The organism is Arthrobacter sp. 2MCAF15 (assembly GCF_052115605.1).
In the GTDB taxonomy this organism is placed as follows: domain Bacteria; phylum Actinomycetota; class Actinomycetes; order Actinomycetales; family Micrococcaceae; genus Arthrobacter.
In genome coordinates this window covers 55740-82460 of the sequence record NZ_JBFRGZ010000002.1, presented here as the reverse complement: position 1 = coordinate 82460, position 26721 = coordinate 55740, and the positions used below count along the sequence as shown (strand labels likewise).

General features: G+C 68.0%; 22 protein-coding genes. 11 read left to right on the top strand and 11 right to left on the bottom strand.

What is annotated here, in order from left to right; all coding sequences use genetic code 11:
* Positions 1–19: 19 nt before the first annotated feature.
* Complete coding sequence (locus AB4089_RS02480) at positions 20–1456, bottom strand: FAD-dependent oxidoreductase (protein ID WP_441407749.1); 1437 nt, start codon at positions 1454–1456, stop codon at positions 20–22.
* A 129-nt stretch (positions 1457–1585) separates the two neighbouring features.
* On the opposite strand from AB4089_RS02480, the gene rarD reads away from it, so the two are divergent.
* The 4 genes from rarD (at position 1586) to AB4089_RS02460 (ending at position 5545) form a co-directional block, all read left to right on the top strand.
* On the top strand, positions 1586–2611 hold the full coding sequence (gene rarD, locus AB4089_RS02475) for an EamA family transporter RarD (protein WP_441407748.1): 1026 nt from the start codon (positions 1586–1588) through the stop codon (positions 2609–2611).
* A 93-nt stretch (positions 2612–2704) separates the two neighbouring features.
* The gene (locus AB4089_RS02470) at positions 2705–3109 is read left to right on the top strand and encodes a DUF7793 family protein (RefSeq protein WP_441407747.1); all 405 of its coding nucleotides are present in this window, start codon (positions 2705–2707) and stop codon (positions 3107–3109) included.
* Positions 3096–4634 carry a putative bifunctional diguanylate cyclase/phosphodiesterase gene (locus AB4089_RS02465; RefSeq protein WP_441407746.1) on the top strand — a complete coding sequence of 513 codons (1539 nt, stop codon included), beginning with the start codon at positions 3096–3098 and terminating at the stop codon, positions 4632–4634. Before AB4089_RS02470 ends, AB4089_RS02465 begins: the two co-directional genes overlap by 14 nt.
* On the top strand, positions 4631–5545 hold the full coding sequence (locus AB4089_RS02460; protein WP_441407745.1) for a class I SAM-dependent methyltransferase: 915 nt from the start codon (positions 4631–4633) through the stop codon (positions 5543–5545). Before AB4089_RS02465 ends, AB4089_RS02460 begins: the two co-directional genes overlap by 4 nt.
* Here the strand turns inward: AB4089_RS02460 and AB4089_RS02455 are convergent.
* A complete protein-coding gene (locus tag AB4089_RS02455; RefSeq protein ID WP_441407744.1) occupies positions 5542–6414 on the bottom strand; it encodes a universal stress protein in 873 nt (290 codons plus the stop codon). The genes AB4089_RS02460 and AB4089_RS02455 overlap by 4 nt on opposite strands.
* 191 nt (positions 6415–6605) lie before the next feature.
* Here AB4089_RS02455 and AB4089_RS02450 point away from each other — a divergent pair, with 191 nt between their 5' ends.
* Positions 6606–7376 (top strand): AMIN-like domain-containing (lipo)protein, encoded by a 771-nt coding sequence (locus AB4089_RS02450; RefSeq protein WP_441407743.1) that lies wholly within the window; start codon positions 6606–6608, stop codon positions 7374–7376.
* A gap of 155 nt (positions 7377–7531) precedes the next feature.
* Here AB4089_RS02450 and gabT read toward each other — a convergent pair whose 3' ends face one another.
* Both gabT and AB4089_RS02440 read right to left on the bottom strand, forming a co-directional pair.
* Positions 7532–8887 carry a 4-aminobutyrate--2-oxoglutarate transaminase gene (gene gabT, locus AB4089_RS02445; RefSeq protein WP_441407742.1) on the bottom strand — a complete coding sequence of 452 codons (1356 nt, stop codon included), beginning with the start codon at positions 8885–8887 and terminating at the stop codon, positions 7532–7534.
* Positions 8888–8984: 97 nt separating this feature from the next.
* Positions 8985–10415 (bottom strand): gamma-aminobutyraldehyde dehydrogenase, encoded by a 1431-nt coding sequence (locus AB4089_RS02440; protein WP_441407741.1) that lies wholly within the window; start codon positions 10413–10415, stop codon positions 8985–8987.
* 148 nt (positions 10416–10563) lie between these two features.
* Between AB4089_RS02440 and AB4089_RS02435 the strand changes: the two genes are divergently transcribed.
* The 6 genes from AB4089_RS02435 (at position 10564) to AB4089_RS02410 (ending at position 19089) form a co-directional block, all read left to right on the top strand.
* Positions 10564–12006, top strand: coding sequence for a PucR family transcriptional regulator (locus AB4089_RS02435; RefSeq protein ID WP_441407740.1), 1443 nt, complete (start codon positions 10564–10566; stop codon positions 12004–12006).
* Positions 12007–12111: 105 nt separating this feature from the next.
* On the top strand, positions 12112–13404 hold the full coding sequence (locus AB4089_RS02430) for an MFS transporter (protein ID WP_441407739.1): 1293 nt from the start codon (positions 12112–12114) through the stop codon (positions 13402–13404).
* Positions 13401–14081: a FadR/GntR family transcriptional regulator gene (locus tag AB4089_RS02425; protein WP_441407738.1), complete on the top strand. Its 681-nt coding sequence runs from the start codon at positions 13401–13403 to the stop codon at positions 14079–14081. Before AB4089_RS02430 ends, AB4089_RS02425 begins: the two co-directional genes overlap by 4 nt.
* Before the next feature lie 421 nt (positions 14082–14502).
* Positions 14503–15333 carry a polyphosphate kinase 2 gene (ppk2, locus tag AB4089_RS02420; RefSeq protein WP_441407737.1) on the top strand — a complete coding sequence of 277 codons (831 nt, stop codon included), beginning with the start codon at positions 14503–14505 and terminating at the stop codon, positions 15331–15333.
* 29 nt (positions 15334–15362) lie between these two features.
* Positions 15363–18131, top strand: coding sequence for a cation-translocating P-type ATPase (locus AB4089_RS02415; protein ID WP_441407736.1), 2769 nt, complete (start codon positions 15363–15365; stop codon positions 18129–18131).
* Between the two features lie 97 nt (positions 18132–18228).
* On the top strand, positions 18229–19089 hold the full coding sequence (locus AB4089_RS02410; RefSeq protein ID WP_441407735.1) for a DUF1206 domain-containing protein: 861 nt from the start codon (positions 18229–18231) through the stop codon (positions 19087–19089).
* Positions 19090–19104: 15 nt separating this feature from the next.
* Here AB4089_RS02410 and AB4089_RS02405 read toward each other — a convergent pair whose 3' ends face one another.
* The 7 genes from AB4089_RS02405 to AB4089_RS02375 form a co-directional block, all read right to left on the bottom strand.
* The gene (locus tag AB4089_RS02405) at positions 19105–20106 is read right to left on the bottom strand and encodes a DNA topoisomerase IB (protein ID WP_441407734.1); all 1002 of its coding nucleotides are present in this window, start codon (positions 20104–20106) and stop codon (positions 19105–19107) included.
* Between the two features lie 139 nt (positions 20107–20245).
* Positions 20246–21724 carry an FAD-dependent oxidoreductase gene (locus tag AB4089_RS02400; RefSeq protein WP_441407733.1) on the bottom strand — a complete coding sequence of 493 codons (1479 nt, stop codon included), beginning with the start codon at positions 21722–21724 and terminating at the stop codon, positions 20246–20248.
* Positions 21725–21812: 88 nt separating this feature from the next.
* Entirely contained in the window at positions 21813–23096 is a 1284-nt protein-coding gene (gene cobA, locus AB4089_RS02395; RefSeq protein ID WP_441407732.1) for a uroporphyrinogen-III C-methyltransferase, read from the bottom strand.
* Positions 23097–23259: 163 nt separating this feature from the next.
* A complete protein-coding gene (locus AB4089_RS02390) occupies positions 23260–23556 on the bottom strand; it encodes a putative quinol monooxygenase (protein ID WP_390204128.1) in 297 nt (98 codons plus the stop codon).
* A gap of 195 nt (positions 23557–23751) precedes the next feature.
* Positions 23752–24702 (bottom strand): ABC transporter permease, encoded by a 951-nt coding sequence (locus AB4089_RS02385; RefSeq protein ID WP_441407731.1) that lies wholly within the window; start codon positions 24700–24702, stop codon positions 23752–23754.
* Positions 24692–25417, bottom strand: a complete 726-nt coding sequence (locus AB4089_RS02380) for an ABC transporter ATP-binding protein (protein WP_441407730.1) — start codon at positions 25415–25417, stop codon at positions 24692–24694. The genes AB4089_RS02385 and AB4089_RS02380 overlap by 11 nt, the downstream gene beginning before the upstream one ends.
* Positions 25418–25464: 47 nt before the next feature.
* The gene (locus AB4089_RS02375; RefSeq protein ID WP_441407729.1) at positions 25465–26640 is read right to left on the bottom strand and encodes an ABC transporter substrate-binding protein; all 1176 of its coding nucleotides are present in this window, start codon (positions 26638–26640) and stop codon (positions 25465–25467) included.
* Between the last annotated feature and the right edge of the window lie 81 nt (positions 26641–26721).

Sequence of the window (26721 nt, the reverse complement as noted above, 5' to 3'; positions counted from 1 at the left end):
GCGGAATGAGGCGACATGCCTAGCCGCGGGAAATCTCGATCATGTCCTCGCGCGGCACCACCTTGATCCGCTCCCGTTCGATCCCGTTGGCGGACTCCGCCGCGGACCATTCGGCGCCGAGGGCGAGCTCGTGGGCATCGAGCTTGATCCACCCTTCCCACGTGGTGTATTCGATGCCGCGCTCCTCCAGCAGGTCGATGATGGCCTGGGGGTCCGGGTTCTGTGCCGGCGGCAGGGTCAGCCGGTCCTCCAGGAGGAAGCCGATGGTCTCGAGGGCGTCGCCCTTGGTATGGCCGATCAGCCCGACGGGCCCGCGCTTGATCCAGCCCGTGGCGTAGATCCCGGGGACGGGGTTGCCTTCGGCGTCCAGGACGCGGCCGCCTTCGTTGGGGACAACGCCGCGGCGGGCATCGTATTCCAGCTCATCCAGCGGCGAGCCGTGGTAGCCGATGGCGCGGTAGACGGCCTGGACCGGGTAGTCGAGGAACTCCCCGCTGCCCTTGACGTTTCCTGTGCCGTCCAGCTGCATGCGTTCGAACTTGATGCCCGCGACCTTGCCGGGGTTCGCGGCGTCCTCGTACACCTCCACCGGGCTGTGCAGGAAATGCAGGTGCAGCCGGCGCGAGGACGGTTCCTCGGCCTCGGTATGCTCCTCGACGAGCCAGTTCGTCAGGGTGTTGACCATGGTCCGGATCTGGTTGTTGCTGCGGATCGCCTCGTCCGAGGCCTCGTCGAACTCGAAGTCCTCCGGATACAGGACGATGTCCACGTCCCGGGCGTGGCTGAGTTCGCGCAGCTCCAGAGGCGTGAACTTCACCTGGGCCGGGCCGCGGCGGCCAAAGACGTGGACGTCGGTGACCGGGGAATCCTTCAGCGCCCGGTAGACGTTGTCCGGGATTTCGGTGACCAGGAGTTCATCGGCGTGCTTGACCAGCATGCGGGCGACGTCCAGGGCCACGTTGCCGTTGCCGATCACGGCAATCTCCTTGGCCTCCAGCGGCCATTCCCGCGGCACGTCCGGGTGGCCGTCGTACCAGGAGACGAAGTCTGCCCCGCCGAAGGAACCCTCCAGGCCGATCCCGGGAATGTCCAGGTCCGCGTCCTTGATGGCTCCGGTGGAGAAGATGACGGCGTCGTAGAAGGCGCGGAAATCGTGCAGCGTCAGGTCCCGGCCGTACGTGACGTTGCCGAGGAACCGGATGTCGCCGCGGTCCAGTACCTTGTGCAGCGCGTTGACGATTCCCTTGATCCGCGGATGGTCAGGGGCCACGCCGTAGCGTATCAGGCCGTACGGGGCCGGGTAGGCCTCGAAGAGATCGATGCTGACCTGGAAGTCGCCGTCCTTGACCTCATTGGACTTCGTCAGGATGTCCGCGGCGTAGACGCCGGCCGGACCGGCGCCAACAATCGCGACGCGGAGGGGACGGGTGGATGTGGATTCGGCCGAGTTGGACACCGGGAGCCCTTCTGATCCTTAGGGACAGCGCCAGTAGATACAGCGCACAGGCCCCTATTCTAAATGTCGCCGGCTCGCCTGCGCCCAATTGGAAGGAATAGGCGCAGCGCAGATGGTGTTATTGGTCTTGTGCCTAATCCCGAAGGATCCTTCTCTCCCGCCCCGCCGACGGCGCCGCCCGTCCCCGCCGCTGCCGCAGGCCCCGGCCCCGTCCGGCCGGCGGGACCGGCACCGGTAGACAAGGACACGACGGCGGGGATCCTGTTCGGCATCGGCGCCTACGGGCTCTGGGGGCTGCTGCCCCTGTACTTCTATGTCCTGCGTCCGGCCGGCGCGGTCGAAATCGTGGCGAACCGGGTGGTCTGGTCGCTGATTTTCTGCATCCTGCTGATCACCGTCACCCGGTCCTGGCGGGTGCTCGGCGCCGCGTTCCGGAACCGGACGGTGATCGGCCCGCTGGCCATCGCCGCGGCGCTGATCGCGGTGAACTGGCTGACGTATACCTACGGCGTGACCACCGGCCAGGCCGTCGAGGCTTCCCTGGGCTACTTCATCAACCCGCTGGTCTCGGTCCTGCTGGGGGTCTTTGTCCTGAAGGAGAAGCTGCGGCCGCTGCAGTGGGCCGCCGTCGGAATCGGTTTCATCGCCGTCGGCGTGCTGACAGTCTCCTACGGCAAGCTCCCCTGGATCGCCCTGACGCTGGCGTTCAGCTTCGGCCTTTACGGATTCGTCAAGAAACGCGTTGGCCCGCGAGCGGACGCCATCACCAGCCTCACGGTGGAGACGATCGTGCTGGCCCCGGTGGCTGCGGCCACCATGATCGTCCTCGCGGTCAGCGGGGCGGCAAGCCTGGCCTCCAACGGTGCCGGGCATTTTTGGCTCCTCGTGGCATCGGGCGTGATCACCGCAGTGCCGTTGCTGTTCTTCGGCGCCTCCGCCCGCCGGCTGCCGATGACCACGATTGGCCTGCTGCAGTACTTCGCACCCGTCCTGCAGTTCATCGTGGCGCTCGTCGTGTTCAAGGAGGCCATGACACTTGACCGCTGGATCGGCTTCGGCGTGGTCTGGCTGGCCCTGCTGATCCTGACCGTGGACATGCTGCTCACTGCCCGGAAGAACTCCGTGACCCGGAAACTGGCCCGCGCCACCGCGTAGGCGGCACTCAACTCCGCCGGCCGGCGTCCTGCACACCACGCCCGCCGTGCACTAGTGTCATCATGAATGGACACTTTGGGGCGGAATTGAGGATTGCTGGTGCCAATAGAGGACCGTGGAACTCCAAGCGGGCGGGATATCTCGTCCCTGGACTTCGACAACAGCGGCATCTTGCGCCTGGAGTGGGCCCGGGGCATCGTGATTGATGCGCCCAACGCACAGCTGGCCATGGACCGCGTCAATGAACTGTGCGGCGGCCGGCCCACGCCGCTGCTGATCGACATGGCCACCACGCAGTCCGTCAGCCGGGCCGCCCGGGCCGTGTTCGCCAAGCGCTGCGACGCCTCGGCCATCGCGCTCCTTGGCTCGTCCGCCGTGGACCGGGTGCTGGCCAACTTCTTCCTGGGCGTCAATTCCGCGCCGGTTCCGACACGCTTTTTCACCAACGGCGATGAAGCGGTCCGCTGGCTGACCTCGCAGGGCCATGACGGGGAATGATGATGACCGCCGCCTCGAGGAACTCGTGGACGGCATCGTCGTACTGTCCTCGGGCGATCTGTCGAACCGCCTGCCAGTGTCCCCGGCACGGGACGGCATTGACGCCGTAACGACCGGCATCAACCTGCTGGCCGAAGAACTCCAAAGCATGTACGAAGACCTGGAAGTCCGGGTCGCCGAACGGACCGCCCTGCTGGAAGCAGCCAAGGCCGAACTCCGGCGCGTCATCAATACCGATGAGCTGACCGGACTGGCCAGCCGCTCCCTGCTGCAGGAAAAAGCGGCCGAGGCCGTAGCCGGAGCCCAGACCGGGGCCGGACACCAGCCGGCCCTCATCCTGCTGGACCTCGACTCCTTCCGGCTCATCAACGACAGCCTCGGCCACGGTGCGGGGGACGCCGTGCTGCGGGAGGCGGCGCTGCGGTTGAGCGCTGCGGCCGGGCCCGGCCACCTGATCGCACGCCTGAGCGGTGATGAGTTCGCCGTGCTCGTGGCGGACCAGGACCCGGAGGCCGTGCTGCAGATCGCGGCCCGGCTCGGCGAATCGCTGAAGGCCAGAATCGTCGCCGGCGGCGTCGCGATCGCCCTCACGGCCGGCACCGGGGTCCGGCTGGGGGAACCTGGCCTGCGCAGCGAGGAGCTTATCCGCGATGCCGACATCGCCATGCACGAGGCCAAGAAACGTGGCCGCGACACGCTCCTGATGTTTTCCGCGGCGATGCACGAGGCTGCCAAGCAGCGGGTCCACCAGGTGGCGGAACTGCGGACAGCGCTCGCGACGGACCAGCTCGAACTGGAATACCAGCCCATCATGGATCTGCGCACCGGCACCATCGCCGGCGCCGAGGCCCTGATCCGCTGGCGGCACCCCGCCCTGGGCCTGCTGGCGCCCGATACCTTCCTCGACGCCGCCGACGAAGCCGGGCTCACGGTGGAAATCGGGCACTGGGTGCTCCGGAACGCCATCGCCCAAACCGGCAGATGGAAGTCCGAACCCGGGCTTCCAGCGGGCTTCAGCACGCACATCAACCTCTCACCGGCGGACCTGCACCACGTCGATCTGGCCCCCTACGTCGAAACCCTGTTGGCCCGCCACGGCGTCGAACCCCGCAATGTCTCCATCGAAATCACCGAAACCGCGATCATGCGGGGCGGTCCGGAAGTGGCAGCCACGATGAAATCGCTCAATGACCTCGGCGTCCGGATCGAGATTGACGACTTCGGCACAGGCTATTCGTCCATCAGCTACCTGCGCACGCTGCCTGTCACGCAGGCCAAGATCGACAAGTCCCTGCTCGACGGGCTGACCACCGACCGGCAACAGGAGACCTTCGTCGCGGCCATCCTGCAACTGATCCATTCGGCCGGCCTCGGCGCCGTCGCCGAGGGCATCGAGGACAGCGAGCAAGCGAACAGGCTCCGGCAGCTGAACTGCGAATTCGGCCAGGGCTACTTCTTCAGCCGTCCGCTGCCTGTCGAGGGCATGACGGATCTGCTGGCGCACCGGGACGGCGCCGTCGCGTGAGCGGAACCGAGAAGACAGGCACCCAGAAGACGGGCACACAGAAGACAGGCACCCACACGTCGGGCGCGCACGGGACGGGCATAACCGGGAACGCCATAGGCAGGGCTGCGGACACGATCCGGCTCGCGGCCAGGGTCGCCGCCCTGTCTTTGCACCGTCCGCGGCGCCCGGACCGGCGCTGGGATGCCTTCTGGCGCGGCGTGTCGCAGGGATCCCTTACGGAAGCGATCATCTGGGATGCGGCCCCCGGCGACGGCAACGAGGAGGTCCGTCACCATCTGCAGACGATGGCCGGCACAATGGACACCGGCCTTCCGGTGATCGATCTCGGCTGCGGGAACGGCGCCATCACCCGGCGGCTCACCGAAATCTTCCCCACGGTCCTGGGCGTGGACGTCTCCCCCGGGGCCGTGGCGGCAGCACAATCCGCGCACCCGGGCATTCCCGGCCTCAGTTTCCGGAGCCTGGATGCCACGCGGCCGGCCGCAGCGGCGGCGCTGGCCCGCGAACCCGGCGACGCCAACGTCTTTGTGCGCGGTGTGTTTCACGTCCTGGACCGGCGACGGCAGGCCCGCCTGGCGGGCTCCATCGAAGTCCTCCTCGGCGCCCGGGGACGGGTCTACCTCGTCGAGACGAACGTCCCGGGCGGCGCGCTAAGTTACCTCAGGGGCCTCGGCGCCACGGGCGGGCAGATCCCGGGACCTCTCCGCCAGGCCATTTCCGCCCTGCCGAAACCGGGCCATTTCGGCGCAGGGCAGCGCGCGCGTGTGTTCCCCGCTGACCGCTGGACCCTCATCGCGGAGGGCTCCACCGTCCTGAGGACAGTGCCGATGGAGCCCGGCGGACCGCCCGGCAGCATTCCGGCGTACTGGGCGGTCCTTGCACCGCGGCCCCAGGCCTCCGGGACCTAGACTTCCGGGAAGGTGTCCACCCGCTGGTAGTCGCGCGGAACCACGACCATCGGGACGGGGAGTGCCCGCAGCACCTTGTTGGCAGTGCTGCCGATGAACAGCTTGTACTTCTCCGCCAGGCGGGAGGACCCCACGATCATGACCTCGCCGTCGTCCCATTCCAGGTCGTCGATTGCTTCCTCGATCGAGCGGCCGTGGGCCACCTCCACGCTGGCGTGGTGGCCTTCGGGCAGACGCTGGGCGGCCGCTGCCAGGACGGTGTTGGCGTGGATGTGGGCGGCGTTGACGTTTTCCCCGCCGTCGCCCTCTACGTCGAGTTCCACGAGGGAAACCAGCCGAAGCGGCACTCCGCGGCGTTGGGCGGATTCAATCGCGACGTCGATCGCTGCCTCCGCTCCGACGCGCTGGCCCACGGCGAGGGTCAGCCGCGTGACGGCCTCGGTCCGGCGGTAACCGCGCGGCGCCAGTGCCACCGGGACCGGGGCGGCGTGCAGGAGGGCGCTGGCCACGCTGCCCACGGTGTGCCGCTTGAAGAGCCCGTTGCTTGCTGCCCCCACCACGATCAGGCCGGCCCGGTATTCGAGGGCGGCGTCGATAAGGCCTGCGGCGAAGGATTCCGCCTGGCGGACGTGGAAGTGCGCCTCCAGTCCCTCGGGGACCAGTTCCATTCCCTGGCGTTCCGCGGAGATAACCTGCTGCTCGGCGGTGCTGACCCGGCTGCCTTCCGGATTCATCGCCACATAGGGCGTGTGCCGGTCCACCACATAGACCAGGTCAAGATGCGCTCCCTGCGCCCGGGCCATGGCCGACGCCAGGGCAACGGCGTCCGCGCCGCGTTCGGTGGGGGTATAGCCGACTACGTATCGCATGTATGAACCCCTTATGGGTCTGTGGCAGATGCCAGCTGCGCCCCGGGGGTTCCGGGCGACGTCGGCCGGTCTGCGTTCCTGCAGTGGATATGGATGACTCTAGTCCAGCAGCCCCCCGAAAGGTGGTGACCAATGGCCCTGAGCAGCACAATCTTCCGCGCCTACGCTGGGATGGTCGAGGGGAGAGGACCATGAACGCCATCCGCAACCGCAGGACCGGGTCGCGGACAGCGGGGCTGGGAACCCTGGCGCTCCTGATGGTCCTGACCGCCTGCACGACGCCGGCCCCGCAGCCCGCGGCCGGCAGCCCGCCGCCGTCGCAGTCCCCGACAACCACGGCCACCGCGAGGCCGTTGCCGACCGGCGACGCTGATGAAACGGCACCGCCGCAACCTGGCGATAAGGTGATTTCCTCGACGGTCGCCCACGACTGGTCGGTGCCCGGGCCGACCACACCGATCCACACGGACCACCAGAACCCGGTGCCTATCGCGCCTCCGCCGGCGTCCCCGTTGCCAGCCCTCTACGCGATCGGCGCGGGCCAGCACCCCTCCGACACCCCGCCGTATGACCAGCTGAGCTTCCGGTTCTCCGGCGGATTCCCCAGCTACGACCTCGAAGTGGTCCCCGAACTCGTCGCCGACGGCAGCGGCCTGCCCATCCCGATGCCCGGTACGGGCACCATCCTGGAGGTAACGTTCCGGGGCGCCCAGTCGCACACTGCGGATGGCACGGCCAGCACCGTGACCAGCGCGCCGCCACCGGCAATCGGATACCAGGCGCTCACCAGCTACGCGCCGGCCGGGGACTTCGAGGGCGTGCTGAGCTACGGAATCGGCGTCGGCCGTCCGATGAGCACGGTCCCGGAGACGAAGGTTCGCGTCTCTGAGGTGGAAAAGATCGAGCAGGGCCAGCACCTGTACGTGGTGGCGATCCAGCTGGATTCGTCGGCCTGGAAATAGCGCCCCGGATTTCCGCCCCGGGGCCAGGGTCGGAAGACGCGGGACCAAAAAACAACGCAGGAGCCGCGGACGGTGTGTCCGCGGCTCCTGCGTTTACCGGAAGGCCGGCCGCCGGGAAGGGATCGCCGTCCCGGCGGCATGTTTCAGGGGGTGGATCAGGCGTTGGCCTTGATGGCCGCGGCCAGGACCGCGAGACCGTCCAGGAGCAGCTCGTCGCTGATCACCAGCGGCGGCAGCAGCCGGATGACGTTGCCGTAGGTGCCGCAGGTGAGGATGATGACACCCTCCTTGAGGCAGGCTGCGGCCACGGCCTTGGTCAGCTCCGGGTTGGGTTCCTTGGAACCGGCCTGGACGAGCTCGATCGCGAGCATGGCGCCGCGGCCGCGGACGTCACCTATCACGGACTGCTCGTTGGCGAGTTCGCGGAGCTTGCCGAGGGCGATCTCCTCGATGTGCTTGGCACGGGCGTTGAGGTCGTACTGCTCCATCGAGCCGATCGAGGCCAGCGCGGCCGCACAGGCTACCGGGTTGCCGCCGTAGGTGCCGCCGAGGCCGCCCGGGTGGACGGCGTCGAGGAGGTCGGCGCGGCCGGTGATGGCGGAGAGCGGCATGCCGCCGGCGATGCCCTTGGCCATGGTGATGATGTCCGGGACAACACCCTCGTGGTTCACGGCGAACCATTCGCCGGTGCGGCAGAAGCCGGACTGGACCTCGTCGGCGATGAAGACGATGCCCTTGTCCTTGGCCCAGGCGGCCAGGGCGGGCAGGAAGCCATCGGCGGGGACAATGAAGCCGCCCTCACCCTGGATGGGCTCGATGATGATCGCGGCAACCTGCTCGCCGCCGATCTGCTTCTCGATCATGGTGATGGCGCGCTTGGCGGCCTCGGCGCCGGTGATCTCCGGGTTTTCCTCGCGGAACGGGTAGCTCATCGGCATGCGGTAGACCTCGGGCGCGAACGGGCCGAAGTTGGTCTTGTACGGCATGGCCTTGGCGGTCAGCGCCATGGTCAGGTTCGTGCGGCCGTGGTAGGCGTGGTCGAACGCGACGACGGCGTCCCGGCCGGTGGCCAGGCGGGCCACCTTGACGGCGTTTTCGACAGCCTCGGCGCCGGAGTTGAACAGCACCGTGCGCTTTTCGTGGTCGCCCGGGGTCAGGCGGTTCAGCTGCTCGGCGACGGCGACATAGCCCTCGTAGGGCGTGACCATGAAGCAGGTGTGGGTGAAGTGCTCCACGGCTTCCTTCACGGCGCCGACGACGGCGGGGTCCGAGGCGCCGACGCTGGTCACCGCGATGCCGGAGCCGAGGTCGATGAAGGAGTTGCCGTCGACGTCGTGGATGATGCCGCCGTCGGCGTCGGCCACGAAGACCGGGACGCTGGACGCGACACCAGCCGCGACGACCGCCTTGCGGCGCTCGGTCAGGGCAACGGACTTGGGGCCCGGGAAGTCGGCCTGGACGCGGCGCTTCTGCTCGAGCCGGTAGGTGATGTCATGTGCGGTGGTGGTCATGGGAAGGCCTTCCTAAGCGTGCGGTTGAGGCGCGCGAGTTATGCGTCAGGTTGAGTTATGCGGCTGCTGTGTTCTGCATCCGCGTTATGCGACGGCGTTATGCGTCGAGCGCACTCATGACGTGCTTGATGCGGGTGTAGTCCTCCACGCCGTACATGGACAGGTCCTTGCCGTAGCCGGACTGCTTGAAGCCACCGTGCGGCATTTCGGCGGTGAGGAGAATGTGGGTGTTGATCCAGACGGCGCCGAAGTCGAGGTCGCGGCTCAGGCGCATGGCGGTGCCGTGGTTGGTCGTCCAGACGCTGGACGCCAGGGCGTACTCGACGTCGTTGGCCAGTTCCACTGCCTCGTCCTCGGTGCTGAACTTCTGCACCGTGATGACGGGGCCGAACGTTTCCTTCTGGACGATGTCATCGGTCTGCTTGGCGCCCGTGACGATGGTGGGTTCGAAGAAGAAGCCCTTCTCGCCCGCACGGTGGCCGCCGGTCTCGATCTTGCAGTTCGCCGGCAGGTGCTCGACGACGGAGGTGACCGCGTTGAAGTGGTTGACGTTGTTCAGCGGACCGAAGTAGTTGTCTTCATCGTTCTGCGAGCCGGTGTGCAGGGTCCTGGTGTGCTCCACCATGGCGGCGACGACGTCGTCGTGCACCGAATCCTGGACCAGGACACGCGTAATGGCCGTGCAGTCCTGGCCGGCGTTGAAGAAGGCGAACTCGGCGATGGCCGCGGCGCTCTTCTTGATGTCGGCGTCGGCGAACACGATGGCCGGAGCCTTGCCGCCGAGTTCCAGGTGGGCGCGCTTGAGTCCCTTGGCGGCGCCCGAGGCGACGGCGATGCCGGCGCGGACGGAACCGGTGATGGAGACCAGGCCGGGGACCTTGTGCTCCACCATCATGGCGCCGGTCTCGCCGGTGCCCAGGACAACGTTCAGGACGCCGGCCGGGAAGATCTCGCCGGCGAGCCGGGCCAGCACCAGGGTGGACTCCGGGGTGGTGTCCGAGGGCTTGAGGACCACGGTGTTGCCGGCGGCCAGGGCGGGCCCGATCTTCCAGATGGCCATGAGGAACGGGTAGTTCCACGGGGCAACCTGGGCCACGACGCCGATCGGCTCGCGCCGAACGTAGGAGGTGTGGCCTTCAAAATACTCGCCGGCAGACTTGCCTTCCATGATGCGGGCGGCACCGGCGAAGAAGCGCAGCTGGTCGGCGCCCGCGGCCACTTCCTCGGAGGCGATCAGGGAGCGGACCTGGCCGGTGTTGCGGTGCTGTGCGTCCACGAGCTCGTCGCTGTTGGCCTCGACGGCATCCGCGAGCTTGAGCAGCATGAGCTGCCGCTGCCCCGGCGTGGTGTGCTTCCAGGTCTTGAAGGCGTCTTTGGCGGCCGTCATGGCGGCGTCGACGTCGGCCTGCACCGAGATCGGCGACTGTGCCACCACGTCGCCGTTGGTGGGGTTGACGATGGGCAGCATCCCTGTGCCGGCGGGGGTGACGAACTCGCCGTTGATGAAGTTCTGCAAGGTTTGGACCACGGTGTACAACCTCTTTCTTACTGCCAATGACGGATGTGTGTGACTGGTCACGAGCCTATGCCAGCCGGGCAAGCCAGGGAATAGGCACCTGCACACCTTGCCAGCAAGAGTTTAGTGCGCTTGACCAGCACCCGGCTATCCTGAATCCATGGCCATTTCACTCGCTGCCCTGCTGGGAGTTCCGTCCCTGAATCTCACCAAGGCCGGCCTCGCCGAAACCACCTGGCACCAGGACATCCTCTGGGTGGCCGTCACCGAACAGGAGGACCCGCAGCGGTTCCTCAACGGCGGCGAACTGATCCTGACCACCGGAATGCGGCTCAAGAGCGCCGCCGAACAGCGCCGCTTCGTGCGGCAGGTCCAGCGGGCCGGGGCCGTCGGAATCGGGTTCGGGGTAGGACTGACGCACGACGCCGTACCTCCGGCCCTGATCGCCGAGGCCAACCGGTGGGGGTTGCCGGTGGTGGAAGTGCCCTACGAGACGCCGTTCATCGCGATCGGTAAGCTCGTGGCCGACGCCCAGTCCGCGGACCACCTGGTGAAGCTTGAGCGGCTCATCGCCGGGCACCAGATCCTGGCCCGGGCCCTGCTGACCGGTGGCGGCCTGGCCGAACTCCTGAAGCACCTGGGCTCGATGCTGCGGACCGAGATCGTCCTGACCCAGTTCACCGCCCAGCTGTACAACAGCGTGCCCGGCCACCCGGCGCCCAAGGCCGAGGGCTGGGCGTCCTACCCCATCCCCACGGGCCGCCGCGACGCCTGCACGCTGTGGGTGAAGCAGCCCTTTGAGGACTCGGGCATCGTGGGCTACGCCCAAAACCTGATCAGCGTTGAACTGAACAACATGGTCAAGCAGCGGCAGGCCCAGCGGGCCCTGGCCGGACAGGTCCTCGACGACGTCATCCACGGCACGCTGGAGTCCAGCGAAGCCACCCGGCGCCTCGCCGGCGTCGGGATCAACAGCACCCGCAAGAACGTGGTCCTGCTCGCCGAGTCGGCCGCCCACCAGAAACAGCTGGGGAGCTCCTCCCTGCCCCAGCCGCTCGAGGCGGCGGTCAGCGCCGCCGTCGGGAAGGACCTCGTGGTGGTGATGCCCGACGACGGCAGCGGCGCCAGCGCCCTGGCCCGCAGCCTCAGCGACCATCTGGCCGAAGCCGGGATCCACGCCACGATCGGCATTGGCGGGGCCTACACCAAACCCAACGGCCTGCGCTGGAGCTATTTCGAGGCCCGCGACGCGTCCAGCCACGGCCTGCCGGTCAACGAGCCGGAGCGGCTGAGCCTGACTTCGCTGCTGCTGGCCAGTGAAGACGTCCCGCTGGCGGACATGGCCAACGAATCGCTGAACCCGCTGCGGGCCTTTGACGCAGCCCACGGCGCCGAACTCATGGCCACGCTGGAGAGCTACCTCGTCAACAACGGCTCCGTCGCGGCTGTCGCCGAGGAACTCACCCTGCACCGCAATACGGTCCGCTACCGGCTGGCGCAGATCACCGAACTCACCGGCTACGACCCGGCCCAGACACCGGACCGGGTGCAGCTCTGGCTCGCGCTGGCGGTGCAGCGGCTCAGCGCCCGGCAGCCGCGCTGACGGCACACCGCCCAACCCGACCCCGGCCCCCAAAGCCGCTGTCACTCGCAGAGATATTCGCCACTAAAGGCTGACGCTCAAACATCAAACGTCTAACCTTTAGATATGGCTAGCAGCACGGCGGTTTCCGCACTTTCCCAGACAGCTCCACCCGGTGCCGGCCGTCCGCGCGGGGTGATCGTGGCCGGCGTCGTGGCGCTCGTGCTCATCGGGCTCAACCTGCGCGCAGGGATCACCGGCGCCGCCGCCCTCTTCCACGACCTGCAGGCCGTCCTGGGCTACGGCCCCTTCATCGCGGCCCTGCTCCCCTCGATCCCCACGCTGTGCTTCGCGGTGGCCGGGGCCGCCACGTCCTGGCTCACCCGGCAGCTGGGGCTGGAAAAAGCCATCCTGCTCTCCCTCGTGATGCTGGCCGCGGGTCTGCTGCTTCGCGGCGTTCCGTCCACCGGAATGCTCCTGGCCGGGACCGTGGCGGGGATGTCCGGGCTCGCTATCTGCAACGTGGCCATGCCGTCCTTCATCAGGGTGCACTTCGCGGACCGCACCTCCCTCATGACCGCCGTCTACACGTTGACCATGACCACCGGTGCCACGGTCACCGCCGTGCTGATCGTTCCGATGGCCACCGCCCTTGGCTCTCCTTCGGCGGGCGTCGGCGCAATCGGCCTCCTTGCCCTGGGCGCCTGCCTCGGCTTCGTCCCGATCGCGGTCCACGCCCACCGCAACGCAACCGCCGGCAAGGCCGCCAGGGTTTCCCCGTGGCCCCTGCTGCGGACCCGCACCGGCGCGCTGATTACCCTCGGATTCACCGTGCAGGCGCTCCTGGCCTACGCCGTGCTCAGCTGGTTCCCCTACATGCTGGCCACGATGGGCCTCACCGCCTCCGACAGCGGGCTCATGTTCGGACTCATGCAGCTCGTCTCCGTTCCCGCCGGCATGGTGCTGGTGGCCGTCGGCTCACGCCCCCGGATGCTGCGCACAGCGTTCTACCTGGCCACCGTCACTATGGCCCTCGGCGTCCTGGCCATGCTGGTCCTGCCGGCTACCTGGGCTCCGCTGACCGCGGTGCTGCTGGGCTTCGGGCTCGGCATCTTCCCGCTGGTCATGGTGATGATCAGCCGCAGCGGCCGCACCACGGCCGAGACCACCGCGCTGTCCACCGTGGCCCAGTCCGCCGGCTATCTGCTGGCGACGCTCGGTCCGTTCGGCATGGGCCTGCTGCACAGCGCCACCAACTCCTGGACCCTGCCCCTGGCCCTGCTGCTGGCCGTGGCCCTCGGCCAGATCGTGGTGGGCCATCTCCTGTCGGCCGGGCCGAAAGAGCTGCGCGAGAAGGAACGGCGGGCCGCCGAACTGCGCTCCGTCCAACTGCGCTCCGAGGCAAGGACCCGGCCATGACTCTCACCGCCTCGCACCGGCCCCCGCTGGCGGAGGAAATCACCGCCAAGCTCCGGGAACTGATCCACTCGGGCGAGTGGCCGCTGCAGCAGCGCATTCCGGCCGAACCGGAATTGATGGCCGCGTTCGGGGTCTCCCGCGGCACCCTGCGCGAGGCCATCAAGGCGCTCGCGCACAGCGGCATGCTCGAGGTCCGGCGCGGGGACGGCACGTACGTCCGCGCCACGAGCGAGATCGCCGGCGCCACGCAGCGGATGTACCAGGACCACTCCCAGGAGCACATCCTGGAGGTCCGGGTCGGACTGGACACCCAGGCCGCCCGCCTTGCCGCCCGCCACGCGACGGCTGAGGACGTCACCGACCTGCGCGATTTGCTCACGGCACGCCGGGACGCCTGGCTGGCAGGAGACTACGCCGCCTGGGCCCGCGCCGACTGGGACTTCCACGCGCGGGTGGCGCAGACGTCCGCCAACCCGCTGCTGCATGAGCTGTATGTCAGCTTTGGCGGAGTTTTCCACAATGACCTGCTCCGCCAGCAGCGGCGAGCAGGATTCAACGGCCTCCCGCTTGAGGGCCACGACGAACTCGTGGCCGCGATTGCCGCCCGCGACGAGGCGGCCGCCGTCGAGAGCGTCACGCGGAACCTGAATTCCTGCGCCGAATGGCTGCAGGAGTAGTTGCCGAGGGTTTTCCGAAGGTGGCCGGAAGATGCTCTGTCTCAGTGGCGCCCGCCACTCGCGCACCGGCCTCACAGCCTGGCCCGCGGGCACGCGGATTCGCGTCACCGTCGGCCTCAACGCCGAGTCCGGACGGCCGGTCCCTGCGCCCAGCAGCAGGGGCCGGCTCGACTTCGGCGCGGGGCTCAGCGGCCCGTCAATAGGGTCTTAGGGCCGTAGACCGGGCCCGGGCCACGGTCAACACTAAGAGTGGTAGGACGCTGCACGAGGGTGCCCGAAAAAGGGTCACCTGCTTGCACCCCAGTCCCCGGACAAAGGTGCCAGTCTCGCCGGATGACAGTCCGGCCGGATGACAGCCTCGCCGCGTGCGGCGGTGCCTGCTGTGCTTTGCCTCAGCAAGTACGCCGCGAGGAGGTCGAAGGTGGGCAAGAAGAAGAAAAAGGCCAGGCGCGCCGAAGGACAGGACGAGCAGGCCCGGAAGAAAATGCCCCGCAAGGAGTACGAGGCGGAGATGGCCGTCCTGCAAGGCGAGCTGGTCGCCATGCAGGAGTGGGTGAAGTCCACGGGAGCCAAGGTCTGCATCGTCTTCGAAGGCCGCGACACGGCCGGCAAGGGCGGCACGATCAAGCGCATCGTCGAGCGGGTGAGCCCCCGGGTGTTCCGGGTGGTGGCGCTCCCCACCCCGACGGAGCGGGAGAAATCCCAGATGTACCTCCAGCGCTACATGTCCCACTTTCCGGCGGGCGGCGAGGTGGTCATCTTTGATCGCAGCTGGTACAACCGTGCCGGTGTGGAACGCGTGATGAACTTCTGCACCCCGGAGGAGACCGAAAGGTTCCTCAACATGACGCCGATCTTCGAGAAGGCGATGGTCGATGCTGGAATCATCCTGATCAAGTACTGGCTCGAGGTCAGCGCCGACGAGCAGACCCGGCGCCTGGAGAGCCGGATAGATGATCCCCGCAAGACCTGGAAACTCTCTCCCATGGATCTGAAGTCCTACAAACGTTGGTACGACTACTCCCGGGCCAGGGACGCCATGTTCGAAGCGACTGACACCGCCTGGGCGCCGTGGTACGTCGTGCACAACGACGTCAAGAAGCGGGGCCGGCTCAACATCATCAGCCACTTGCTCAGCCAGGTGCCCTATGAGCCGTTCCCGGGCCTCGACGTCGAGCTCCCCAAGCGCCAGAAGGCCGGCGACTACCGCGAGCCCACGCTGGCCGTCCGGCACATCCCGACACCTTTCTGAGCACCGTCCCGGCCACGAGGAGGAAAGTCATGACCGACAATCCCGGAGCAGCAGCAGACTTGGCCGCGACCGAAGCGGACGCAACCTGGTACTCCATGGCACCAGCGGACGTGGCGTCCGAGCTGAGGGTGGACCCGGCCAGCGGGCTGAGCGCGGCAGAGGCCGAGCAGCGGCTGCAGGAGTACGGCCCCAACGCCCTGGCCGCCGCGAAGCAGGAGCCGGTCTGGAAGCGGTTCTTCAAGCACTACCGGGACTACATGCAGATCGTGCTCGTCGTCGCCGCCCTGGTGAGCCTGCTGATCGAGGAGTACGGGACCGCGATCGGGCTTGCCCTGCTGACGCTGTTCAACGCGTGGCTGGGCTACCACCAGGAAGGCAAGGCCGAGGCGGCCGCCGCTTCCCTGGGGCAGATGATGAAGTCCATGGCCAAGGTGCGCCGCGACGGTGACATGGCGGAGATCCCCTCCGAGCAGATTGTGCCCGGCGACATCGTGGTGGTCGACGCCGGTGACCGCGTCCCCGCCGACGGCAGGGTGATTCTGGCCGCGACCCTCCAGGTCGAAGAGGGCGCGCTGACGGGCGAAAGCGTCGCCGTCGAGAAGGAAGTCGGGGCCATCAGCCGGCACGACGTCGGCATCGGCGACCGCGTGAACATGGCCTTCATGAACACCAACGTCACCCGGGGCCACGGCGAGATCCTCGTGACCACCACGGGCATGGGCTCGGAAGTCGGCCACATCGCCCATATGCTCTCCGGCCAGAAGGAGGAGAAGACCCCGCTCACCAAGCAGGTGGACCGGCTCACGATCTTCATCATCATCGCGGCCCTCTTCGCCTTCGTCGCGATCGTGGTCATGGGCCTGGCCCAGGGCGAAAGCTTCGCGGTGCTGTTCGGGATCGGCGTGGCCCTGGCGGTCGGCTCCATCCCGGACGCGCTTCCCGCCGTCGTCACCACAATCCTGTCCGTGGGCTCGGTCAACATGGCCAAGAAGAACGCCATCATGAAGGTCCTGCCCGCCGTGGAGACCCTCGGCTCCACGTCTGCCATCAACTCAGACAAGACCGGCACCCTGACCCTGAACCAGATGACGGTGCGGGAGGTCGTGACCGTCCAGCACCACTACACGGTCAGCGGCGAGGGCTACAGCTTCGACGGCCAGGTCCAGCGGACCACCGGCGACGCCGAACGCGACCTGGACTACGTGATGTTCCCTTGCGCGCTGTGCAACGACTCCGATATCGAAAACGGCGAAGTCATCGGCGATCCCACCGAGGCGGCACTGTACGTGCTCGCGCAGAAGGGCGGCGTGGACGTCCGCGAGTTCCGCAGGAACAACCCGCGCGTGGCGTCCGTGCCCTTTGACTCCGACTACAAGTTCATGGCCACGTTCCACCTGATGCCGGGCGCCGACGGCAAGCCCGTGATCCGGGCCTACGTGAAGGGGGCACCCGACGTCGTCCTCAACAGGTCCTCGTCCGGGCGGATGCCGGGCGGACGGGCCGAGACCCTCACCGAGGAAATGCGCGGGAAGGTGCTGGCCGCGAACGAACGGATCGCCAGCCAGGGACGGCGGGTGCTCGCCCTGGCCCAGCGCGAATTCGACCCGGCCACGTTCCAGCCCTCGGGCGACCTCATGGCGCTGATGCAGGATCTGGAGATTTCGGCGCTGATCGGCGAGGTGGACCCGCCGCGCGCCGAAGCCGTAGCCGCCATCGCCAAGGCCAAACACGCCGGCATCCGGGTCCGGATGATCACCGGCGACCACGCCATCACCGCGGCCGCGATCGCCGACGAGCTCGGCATCCGGGGGCGCGCGGTCACGGGCGCCGAGTTCGCGGCCATGAGCGATTCCGAGGCCGACAGCCAGGTGGACGGGATCGGTGTGATCGCCCGCGTGGCGCCCGAGCACAAGGTCCGGCTGGTCGAAGTGCTCAAGCGCAAGGGCAACGTCGTCGCCATGACCGGCGACGGCGTCAACGACGCGCCGGCCATCGCGGCGGCCGACATCGGGATCGCGATGGGCATCACCGGCACGGACGTCGCCAAGGGCGCGGCCAAAATGATCCTCGCCGACGACAACTTCGCCACGATCGTGACCGCGGTCGAGCAGGGCCGGCTCGTGTACGACAACCTGCAGAAGTTCATCCGCATCCAGGTCGCCAACCTGTTCATGTTCATCCTGGCCTTCATCGGCTCGTCGGCGTTCGCGATCGCCGGCACCGCGCTGCTCAGCCCGGCCCAGGTGCTGTGGATCCACATGGCGATCGTCGCCCCCATCGGCGCCGTGATGGGCCTGGACCTCGCGACGCCGGGCATCATGGACCGCAAGCCCCGTCCGTTCAATCAGCCGATCATCGTCCGGTCGATGATGGTGCGCCTGTTCGTCGTCGGGCTGTTCATGGCGGCCGCCACACTGGTCCTCGTGCAGATCGGCAAGGCCAGCTACGGTTCGCTGGAGGTAGGGCAGACCATGGCCATAGTTGGCCTGGGACTGATGAACATTACCGTGGCCCTCAACCTGCGATTCCCCGAGGAGAGCGCGTTCGGCCCGTCCACGGTCTCCAACCCGAAGCTGCTTTGGGCGTTCGGCTGGGCAGTGGTCGGCTCGATGCTGATCACCCAGATGCGCGTGCTGCAGGACCTGTTCGCCACCGTGCAGCTCAACGGGTCGCAGTGGCTGATCTGCCTGGTGCCGGCCGTGGTGCTGCTGCTCCTGGGCGAACTGTTCAAGGTGATCCTGCGGGCCCGGCATAGTGCGGACAGGGCCAAGGTCCTGGCGCCGGCCGTTCCTGCCTGACGCTGGGAGCCGGCGCGCGTAGAATCAGGGCCACAGCCAACGCCCTGGGCACAACACTGGACAACGCCGTGGGCACTAGAGAGTTTCACCGGACCGGATGAGGTTAAGCGGCATCGCTACGGCAGATGACAAGTCAGGAAGCGATTCCGTCATCGACGGCGCCGCGGACGCCGCCGAGGCGGCGTCGAACAGCATCTGGCTCGACGTCGCCGCACGGTCGGGTTTCGCGGTGATGGCGCTGCTTCACATCGTGATCGGGGCCATCGCCATCGCCCTGGTGTTGGGGGTCCCCGGCCAGGCCGACCCCACCGGCGCCATCGAACAGCTCGCGGCCAACCCCTGGGGTCCCGCCGTCATGTGGGCTTCGTGCGCGGCGTGCGCCGGGCTTTCGCTCTGGCAGCTTAGCGAGGCGACCCTGCGGGCCCGGCACCTGCCGCGCGGCGAGCGGCTGGGCAAGCTCATTTCCTCCGGTTTCCTGGCCGTCGCGTACGGCAGCGTCGGGTTGAGCTTCGCCGGCTTCGCGCTCGGCCAGCGCGGCGATTCCGGCGACTCTACGCGGGACTTCAGCACGGCCCTGGCCCGGTCCCCGTTCGGGGTTCCGGCCCTGGTCGGCCTGGGCCTGGTCATCATCGGGATCGGCGTGTACTTCATCGCCAAGGGTTTCGGGAAGAAGTTCAAGGAGGAGCTGCACCATTTCGAGGGCACCCGCCGCGGCAGGCTGATCAGTATGCTCGGCGTCACCGGGCACGTCGCGAAAGGGCTGGCGCTGATTCTGACCGGGCTGCTGTTCGTGATTGCCGCGGCCACGAACAACCCCGGTTCTTCCACCGGCCTGGACGGGAGCCTCAAGGCACTGCGGGACCACCCGTTCGGCCCGTACCTGCTCCTGGCGATCGGCACGGGCTTCATTGCCTACGGCGCGTTCGCCTTGGTGCGGGCGCGCTTCGGGCGGATGTAGCCCCTTGCGGTGCTGCTAGCCGGCGGCCTTCCGTAGCGGAACCACGTCGCCTTCCTGGTACAGCAGGGCACGGATCTCGGATTCGGCGGAATCCAGCCGCCTGGCATCGATCGTCTCCCCTGCGGCGAAGTGGTCCAGCAGCCGCGGATCCACGTAGCTTTTCCGGGCGATCGAGGGCGTGTTGCCCAGGACCGCGGACGCGTCAACCATGGCGCGGCTGACCGCCCTCTTCCGGGCCGATACCTTCGCCTGCGGGCCGCTGCGCGCCAGGCTGACGGCCGCCGCCGCCGTCCCCCGCAAGGTGCGGAAGTCCTTGGCCGTGAAGTCCTCCCCCGTGCGCTCCTTAACGTACTCGTTGATGTCCGCGCTGGAGACCGGATGCCAGCGGCGGCCTGACTTGTAGGCGAGCAGCCGTGCCTTGCCACCGCGCCGCTTGAGCTGGCGCACGACGGCGGCGAGGTCGGCGTCGTCGATCCGCGATTCCCAGGTCTTGCCGCTCTTGGCGGGAAAACTGAGCCGGAGCTCATTCTTGTGCACCTTGACGTGGGCGCAGAGCAGGGTGGCGAGGCCGTGGCTGCCGTTTTCATTGGTGTACCGCTCCGAGCCGACCCGCAGCGATCCGCTGTCGAGCATCCGGAAGGCGGCGGCCAGCACCCGCTCGCGGCCCAGCCCTTCGGAGCGCAGGTCCATGGTCACAAGGCGGCGTGCGGCCGGCAGGGTCTCGGCGAGCTGGAGTGAACGGTCGAACTTCAGCCGGTCCTTCCGTTCCCGCCAGCCCGGGTGGTAGATGTACTGCCGCCGGCCCACGGCGTCGAGACCTGTGGCCTGGATGTGTCCGTTGTCGTACGGGGCAATCCAGACATCCGTCCAGGCCGGCGGGATCCCGATGCCCTCAAGCCGGTCCCGCACGGGACCCGGCGGCAGGGTGGACCCGTCCAAATCCTTGTAGCTGAAGCCGGTCCCGGCGGGGACCCGGCGGTACCCGCGGCCGGACGCGTTGCTGTGACGGAGCCTCATGACGGTAAGCCTACTGACTATCACCCGGGTTTCCACCCACAACAAACAACGCGGGGTCATTCCGCGCCCATAATCCCGTCCGGGAAGGGCGCGGAGTGACCCCGCGTTGCTCTAAGCTTCGGGCGCTGTGCTGTTGAGGCTAGACCTCCGCGGCCACTCCGCCGCGGGAGATTGCCACCATTTCCTCGCGCGGGACCACCTTGATGCGCTCACGGGTGACCTCGACCCCGAAGGACGGGCCGGCCGCCGTCGCCGTCTCGCCGAGGCCGCGCTCATGGGCGTCGAGCGCCAGCCAGCCTTCCCAGCTTGTGTACTGGATGCCGCGGCCCTCCAGGAGTTCGACAATCTTCTCCGGGGCGGGTGCCGCGGCCAGCGGCAGGTTGGCGCGGTCCTCGAGCAGGTAGGTCACGGTTTCGAGGGCGTCGCCCTTGGTGTGGCCGATCAGTCCCACCGGCCCGCGCTTTATCCAGCCGGTCGCGTAGATCCCGGGGACGTGGGTGCCGGCGGCATCCAGGACGCGGCCGCCGTCGTTCGGGACAACGCCCTTGCTGTGGTCGAACTCGACCTCGGGCAGTGCGGAGCCAAAGTAGCCGATGGCGCGGTACACGGCCTGGACCGGGTAGTCGACAAACTCGCCGGTGCCGCGGGCGTTGCCGGTGCCGTCCAGTTCGGTGCGCTCGAACTTGATGCCTGCGACGCGGCCGGGAGCACCGGCTCCGCCGGTTTTGTCCCCGTACACCTCGACCGGGCTGTGCAGGAAGTGCAGGTGCAGCCGGCGGGAGGCCTTGAGTTCGGAGAGGTCCTCGGGCTGCTCGGCGATCCAGTTGGTGAGCGTGCCGACCATGGTCTTGGTCTGGTTGTTGCTCTGGATCTGCCGGTCGGACTCGGCGTCGAACTCGAAGTCCTCGGCGTAGAGGATGATGTCGACGTCCTTGGAGTGCGAGAGTTCGCGCAGTTCCAGGGGCGTGAACTTAACCTGGGCCGGGCCGCGGCGGCCGAAGACGTGCACGTCCGTGACGGGCGAGGACTTCAGGCCGGCGTAGACGTTGTCCGGGATTTCGGAGACCAGGAGGTCGTCGGCGTGCTTGGAGAGCATGCGGGCCACGTCCAGGGCCACGTTGCCGTTGCCGATCACGGCGATTTCCTTGGCGTCCAGCGGCCATTCGCGGGACACATCGGGGTGGCCGTCGTACCAGGAGACGAAGTCTGCGCCGCCGTAGGAGCCCTCGAGTTCGATGCCGGGGATGTTCAGGTCCGCGTCCTTGATGGCGCCGGTGGCGAAGATGACGGCGTCGTAGTGGGTGCGGAGGTCATCGATGGACAGGTCGGTGCCGTAGTCCACGTTGCCGAAGAAACGGATGTCGCCGCGGTCCAGGACCTTGTGCAGCGCGTTGACGATGCCCTTGATGCGGGGGTGGTCCGGGGCAACGCCGTAGCGGATCAGGCCGTAGGGTGCCGGGTAGCGGTCGAAGAGGTCGATGCTGACGGTGAGCTCGCCGCTCTTGACGGCCTCGCTCTTGGTCAGGATGTCCGCGGCGTAGACGCCGGCGGGACCGGAGCCGACGACGGCGACGCGCAGCGGGCGGGCGGCAGTTCCTACAGGGGTGTTCGTTGACACGGCTGTGTTCCTTTTTCTTCTGCATCCGTTGCTCCACAAACGCCCTTTTGAGGCTTGATAACGGCAGTTATGGAGCAATCGACGGACTTTACGGGGTCAGTACGCGGGTCTTGGTGGTGCGGGGAGCGTTCGGGGAGGTGGTGCTGTAGTCCGCGGTCCTGAAGTGCGACGGCGCGAACGGGCTGACGCGGACCACGTCGCCGATCACGATCACGGCGGGGTTCGCGACGCCGGCGGCCTCCGCCTGATCCGCGATGGTCCCGAGAGTTCCAATGGTCACCCGCTGGTTTGGCAGGTATCCATTCTCTACGATGCCAACAGGCGTCTCCGGAGGCAAACCGGCGCGGGCCAAGGAGGCTGCGGAATCGCGCAACTGGCCCACGCCCATGAGCAGGATCACAGTGTGGTCGGCGCGGGCCGGGACCTCGGAGAGTTCCTCGTGGCCGGTGACCACGCTGAAGCCTTTGGCGAGCCCGCGGTGCGTGACGGGGATGCCCGCGGCGGCCGGGACTGAGATGGCCGACGTGACGCCGGAAACCACTTCCACCTCGACGCCGTGCTGCCGGCAGAATTCTGCTTCCTCGCCGCCGCGGCCCAAAACGTACGGGTCGCCGCCCTTGAGCCGGACCACGCGGTGGCCCTGCAGGGCCTCATCGACCAGGATCCGGTTGATTTCCGCCTGCGGGACGGGATGGTGGCCCGGAGTCTTGCCGACTTCGATCACGCGGACGTCGGGGGCGAGTTCGTTGAGCAGTTCGCGGGGGCCGAGCCGGTCCGCGACCACGACGTCGGCCTGGCCCAGGAGCCGGCGGCCGCGCACGGTGATCAGTCCGGTGTCGCCGGGACCGCCGCCCACGAGGGCAACAGATCCGGTGGCGCCTGTGCCGGAGACACGGCGCCTGCGCAGCGGCAGGTCCCCGGTGTCCAGTGCGGTGGCGACGGCGTCGCGCAGGGCCATGGCGCGGCGCGGGTCCCCGCCGGCGTTGACGGCGATCTTCACGTCGTCCACCACGGCGACGGCGGGCGTCCAGGCCGCGGACGCTTCGTGGTCGGAGGCGTTGACGCACCAGATGCGCTGCGCCTCGGCGTCGGCCGAAACCTGCGCATCCACGGCGGCGTCGCCGGTGGCGGTCTGGACAAACCAGACACCGTCGATGTCGGAGGGGCGGTACTGGCGGGGCTCCCAGTTCACGAGGCCGGCGTCGGCAAGTTCAGCCAGGGCCGGGCAGGCAACCGGGGCCACAACGGTGACGCGGGCTCCGGCGTCGAGCAGCCCCTTGGTGCGCCGGGCGGCCACGGGTCCTGCCCCAACCACCAGCACGGGACGGCCGAGGAGGCGCAGCGCCGTGGGGTAAATGTCCTGAATTGCCATGCATCGACGATAGGGCGGCGTCACATTGCGGAACAACGGTGCGGAAACACCAGTTCACGCAAGGTAACGCCGCGTCACATTGGGGACCGGGCCATTCCGGGACCCGGGCGCCGCTATTTCACGGTGATGTCACTGCTATTTCACTGCGATTATTTCACTGCGATTATTTCACTGCGATGAGTTCGATCAGTTTGATGTCCGGGTCCTTGGCGAGCAGTGCGGGACCGTGCTCGCCGAGGGCGGCCGGGATGGCGCCCGTGAGGTGGGCCTGACGGTCCTCCTCGGTGTCGAAGGTGTCGAAGATGCCGAAGGTGTTCTCATTGACCCGGAAGGCGTACCAGGTACGGGTTCCCGGCTCGTTGAGCACGATCTCGCGGCCCCCGTTGAGGAAGTCCCAGACGTCCTGTTCCTTCCCCGCCTTGGCTTCGACCAGGGCCAGCACGCCAAATTTTGCTGCCACAGCGACCTCCTTGGAGTCAGTCGTGGAATGGGCACAACCCGGCCCATAGGCGTGAGTGTAGGCCCCTGCCGGAAACCCCGACAAGGAGGTCCCGACAAGGAGGTCCCGACAGGGAGGTCCCGGATGCCTCCCGGGAACGCAGCAGGGCCCGACGGCGGTGGTCCGTCGGGCCCTGCTGGTGGTGTGGTGTGTGCCTTAGCGGGTGCTGCCCGCCAGGAGGCCCCGGCGGCGGAGGAGCCGCTTTTCGATCGGGGCGAACACGAGCAGTTCGATCAGGATACCGACACCCAGGATCAGCAGGATCGCGGACATCACGACGGTCATGTCGGACAGGGCACGGCCCTGGTCCAGCATGGAGCCCAGGCCAAAGCCGATGGTGCCGCCGACGGCGATGATCTCCGCTGCCATGAGTGAGCGCCAGGAGAACGCCCAGCCCTGCTTGAGGCCGCTGAGGTATCCGGGCAGGGCCGCCGGGAGGATGATCTGCAGGGCCAGCTGCAGCCGGGACGCCCCGAGGACCTTGCCGACGCTGCGGTACTGCGGCGGGATCTGGTCCACGCCGGAAATCAGCCCGTTGATGATGGAGGGGATGGCGCCCATGAACACCACGAAATACACCGTGGCGTCGGTCAGGCCGAACCAGAGAATGGCCGCGGGCACCCAGGCCACGGACGGCAGGACCTGCAGCCCGGAGATCAGCGGACCGAAGGCCCGGCGCAGCGGGGCCACCTGCGCCAGCAGGAGCCCCACCGGAGTCGCGACGACCACGCTGATCAGGAAGCCCACGACGCCGCGCTGCAGCGAGGTCCAGACGGCCTGCTGCAGCTTGCCCTCGCCCCACAGGGTGCCGATCTGCCCAACGACGTCCATCGGCCCGGGCACGATGTCCCGGCGTTTGTAGCCAAGGGAGACGTACACCTGCCAGATCAGGACAAGCACCACCAGGGCAGCCACCGGGAGCAGGATCCGGCTCCAGTCGATGCCGGCCTTGCGTACAGCATCGGATTGCAGCGAATCGAGCCCCGACTCGAGCTGCCGCAGGTCTTCCTTGCCGGTGGAGGAACGGGTCAGGGCCGCGTGGACTTTGCGGGTTTCGGCGGGGGCGTCCGCCACAGCTTCGGCTACGGGTAGTTGGTTACTTGGCATGGCGGCGGATCTCCTCGCGTAGCCGGGCGGTGATGACGCCGGTCAGGTGGCCGGCCAGTCCGGCGTCGGTGCGGTGCTCTTCGGTGACGTGCCATTCCTGCACCACCCGGCCGGGCCGGGAGGAGAGCAGCAGCACGCGCTGGCCTAGCCGGACGGCCTCGCGGACGTTGTGGGTGACAAAGACGATGGTGCGGCCGGTTTCCTTCCAGATGCGCTCCAGCTCGTCATGGAGCAGGTCTCGCGTAATGGCGTCCAGGGCGGCGAACGGCTCGTCCATCAGCAGCAGCTGCCGGTCCTGTGCCAGGGAGCGGGCCAGGGCCACGCGCTGGCGCATGCCGCCGGAGAGCTCGTGCGGGCGTTTGTCCCCCGCGCTGCCCAGGTGCACGAGGTCGAGCAGTTCGCCGGCCTTGGTCCGGCGCTCGGCCTTCCCGAGCCCGCGCAGCTTCAGTGCCAGTTCCACGTTTTCCCGGGCAGTGAGCCACGGGAAGAGTGCCGAGTCCTGGAACATGAAGGCGGCGCCGTCGCTGGGCACTTCCAGGGCCCCCGACGTCGGTGCCTCCAGTCCCGCCATGATGTTGAGCAGGGTGGACTTGCCGCAGCCGGACGCACCGAGCAGGGCGACGAACTCGCCCTGCCCGATGGTGGCGTTGACGTCGTCCAGCACCGGGGCGCCGTCGCCGAAGCGCTTGCCCAGGTTTTCCAGTACGACTGGCATGGTCGGGTCCTAACTGTTGTTGCGGGTGGCGGCTGGAGGCTAAGGAGCTAGTCCTTGCCCAGTCCTTCGGCGGAAATCTTCTGGCCCGCCGCAGTCTCAGCCAGGACGCTGTTGAGCGCTGTGAGGTCGAAGATGCCGTTGATGTCGGCCGGTTTGGTGGTTCCGGCGTCGACGCCGTCCTGGAGCAGCTTCTTGTACGTCCCGGCGAGCGGGTCCGTGGTGAAGGCGATGTTCTTCAGGGACCGGTCGATCACATCGGCCGGAAGCGGCGAGCCGGCCGCTGCCTTGAGCGCGTCGTTGAGGACGGTGGCCTTCTCGGCGGCGGGCGCCGCATTGAGCCAGTTGACCGATTCAACGTGGCCCTTCAGGAGCGCCTGCACGGTGGCCGGGTGCTCGGCCGCGAACTTCTTGTTGACGATCAGGACGGTGGTGATGAACTCGCCCTTGTCCCACAGGTCCTTTTCGTCCACCAGGACCTTCGCACCGGCCTGCAGGACCAGCCGGGACGCCCAAGGCTCAGGCAGCCAGGCGCCGTCGAGCTTGCCGTCTTGGAACAGCTTCAGGGTCTGGGCGTTCTCGGTCGGGTTGATCGCAACGTCGCCGCCGCCGTCGGTGGAGGTCTTCAGCCCCTGGTGGCCGAGCCAGGCGCGGAGGGCCACGTCCTGGGTGCCGCCAAGCTGCGGGGACGCGAGCGTCTTGCCCTTGAGGTCGGCCGGTGAGTTGATGCCGGGCTTGACCACCAACTGGGCTCCACCTGCCGCGGCGCCGGCGATGATGCTGATCGACTCGCCCTTGCTCTTGATGAAGGAGTTGATGGCCGGGTTGGGGCCGATGTAGGTGGCGTCGATGGCGCCGGCGTTCAGGGCCTCGATCGCGGCCGGGCCGGCGTTGAACGTCTGGGTGGTGAGCTTGGTTGCGCCAAGGTCCTTGGCGATGATGCCCTTGCTGACGCCGACCAGGGCCGGGGCGTGGGTGATGTTGTTGAAGTAGCCGAGCCGCAGTTCGGTGGCCGGGCTGGTGTCCGCCGCGGCCAACGCCGGGGCCGTTTCCGGGGCGCGGGACAGCGAGGATGCCACGGCTGCGCCGGCGCCGATCAGGATCACGAGTCCCGCGACGAGGGCGATCTCCAGGGTGCGCTTGCGTTTGGGCTTTCCGGTCTCGCCGGCGACGATCCGGGTGGTGCCGGGCTGCGTGGGCTCACGGTTTTCGGGTGTGGATGACATGGGCTGAATCCTGTTCTGGGTCTGTGCGGAAAGGCCGGGCGGGGTGGTCAGCGCCAGCGACATCGCCCCCGAAGATCCCCG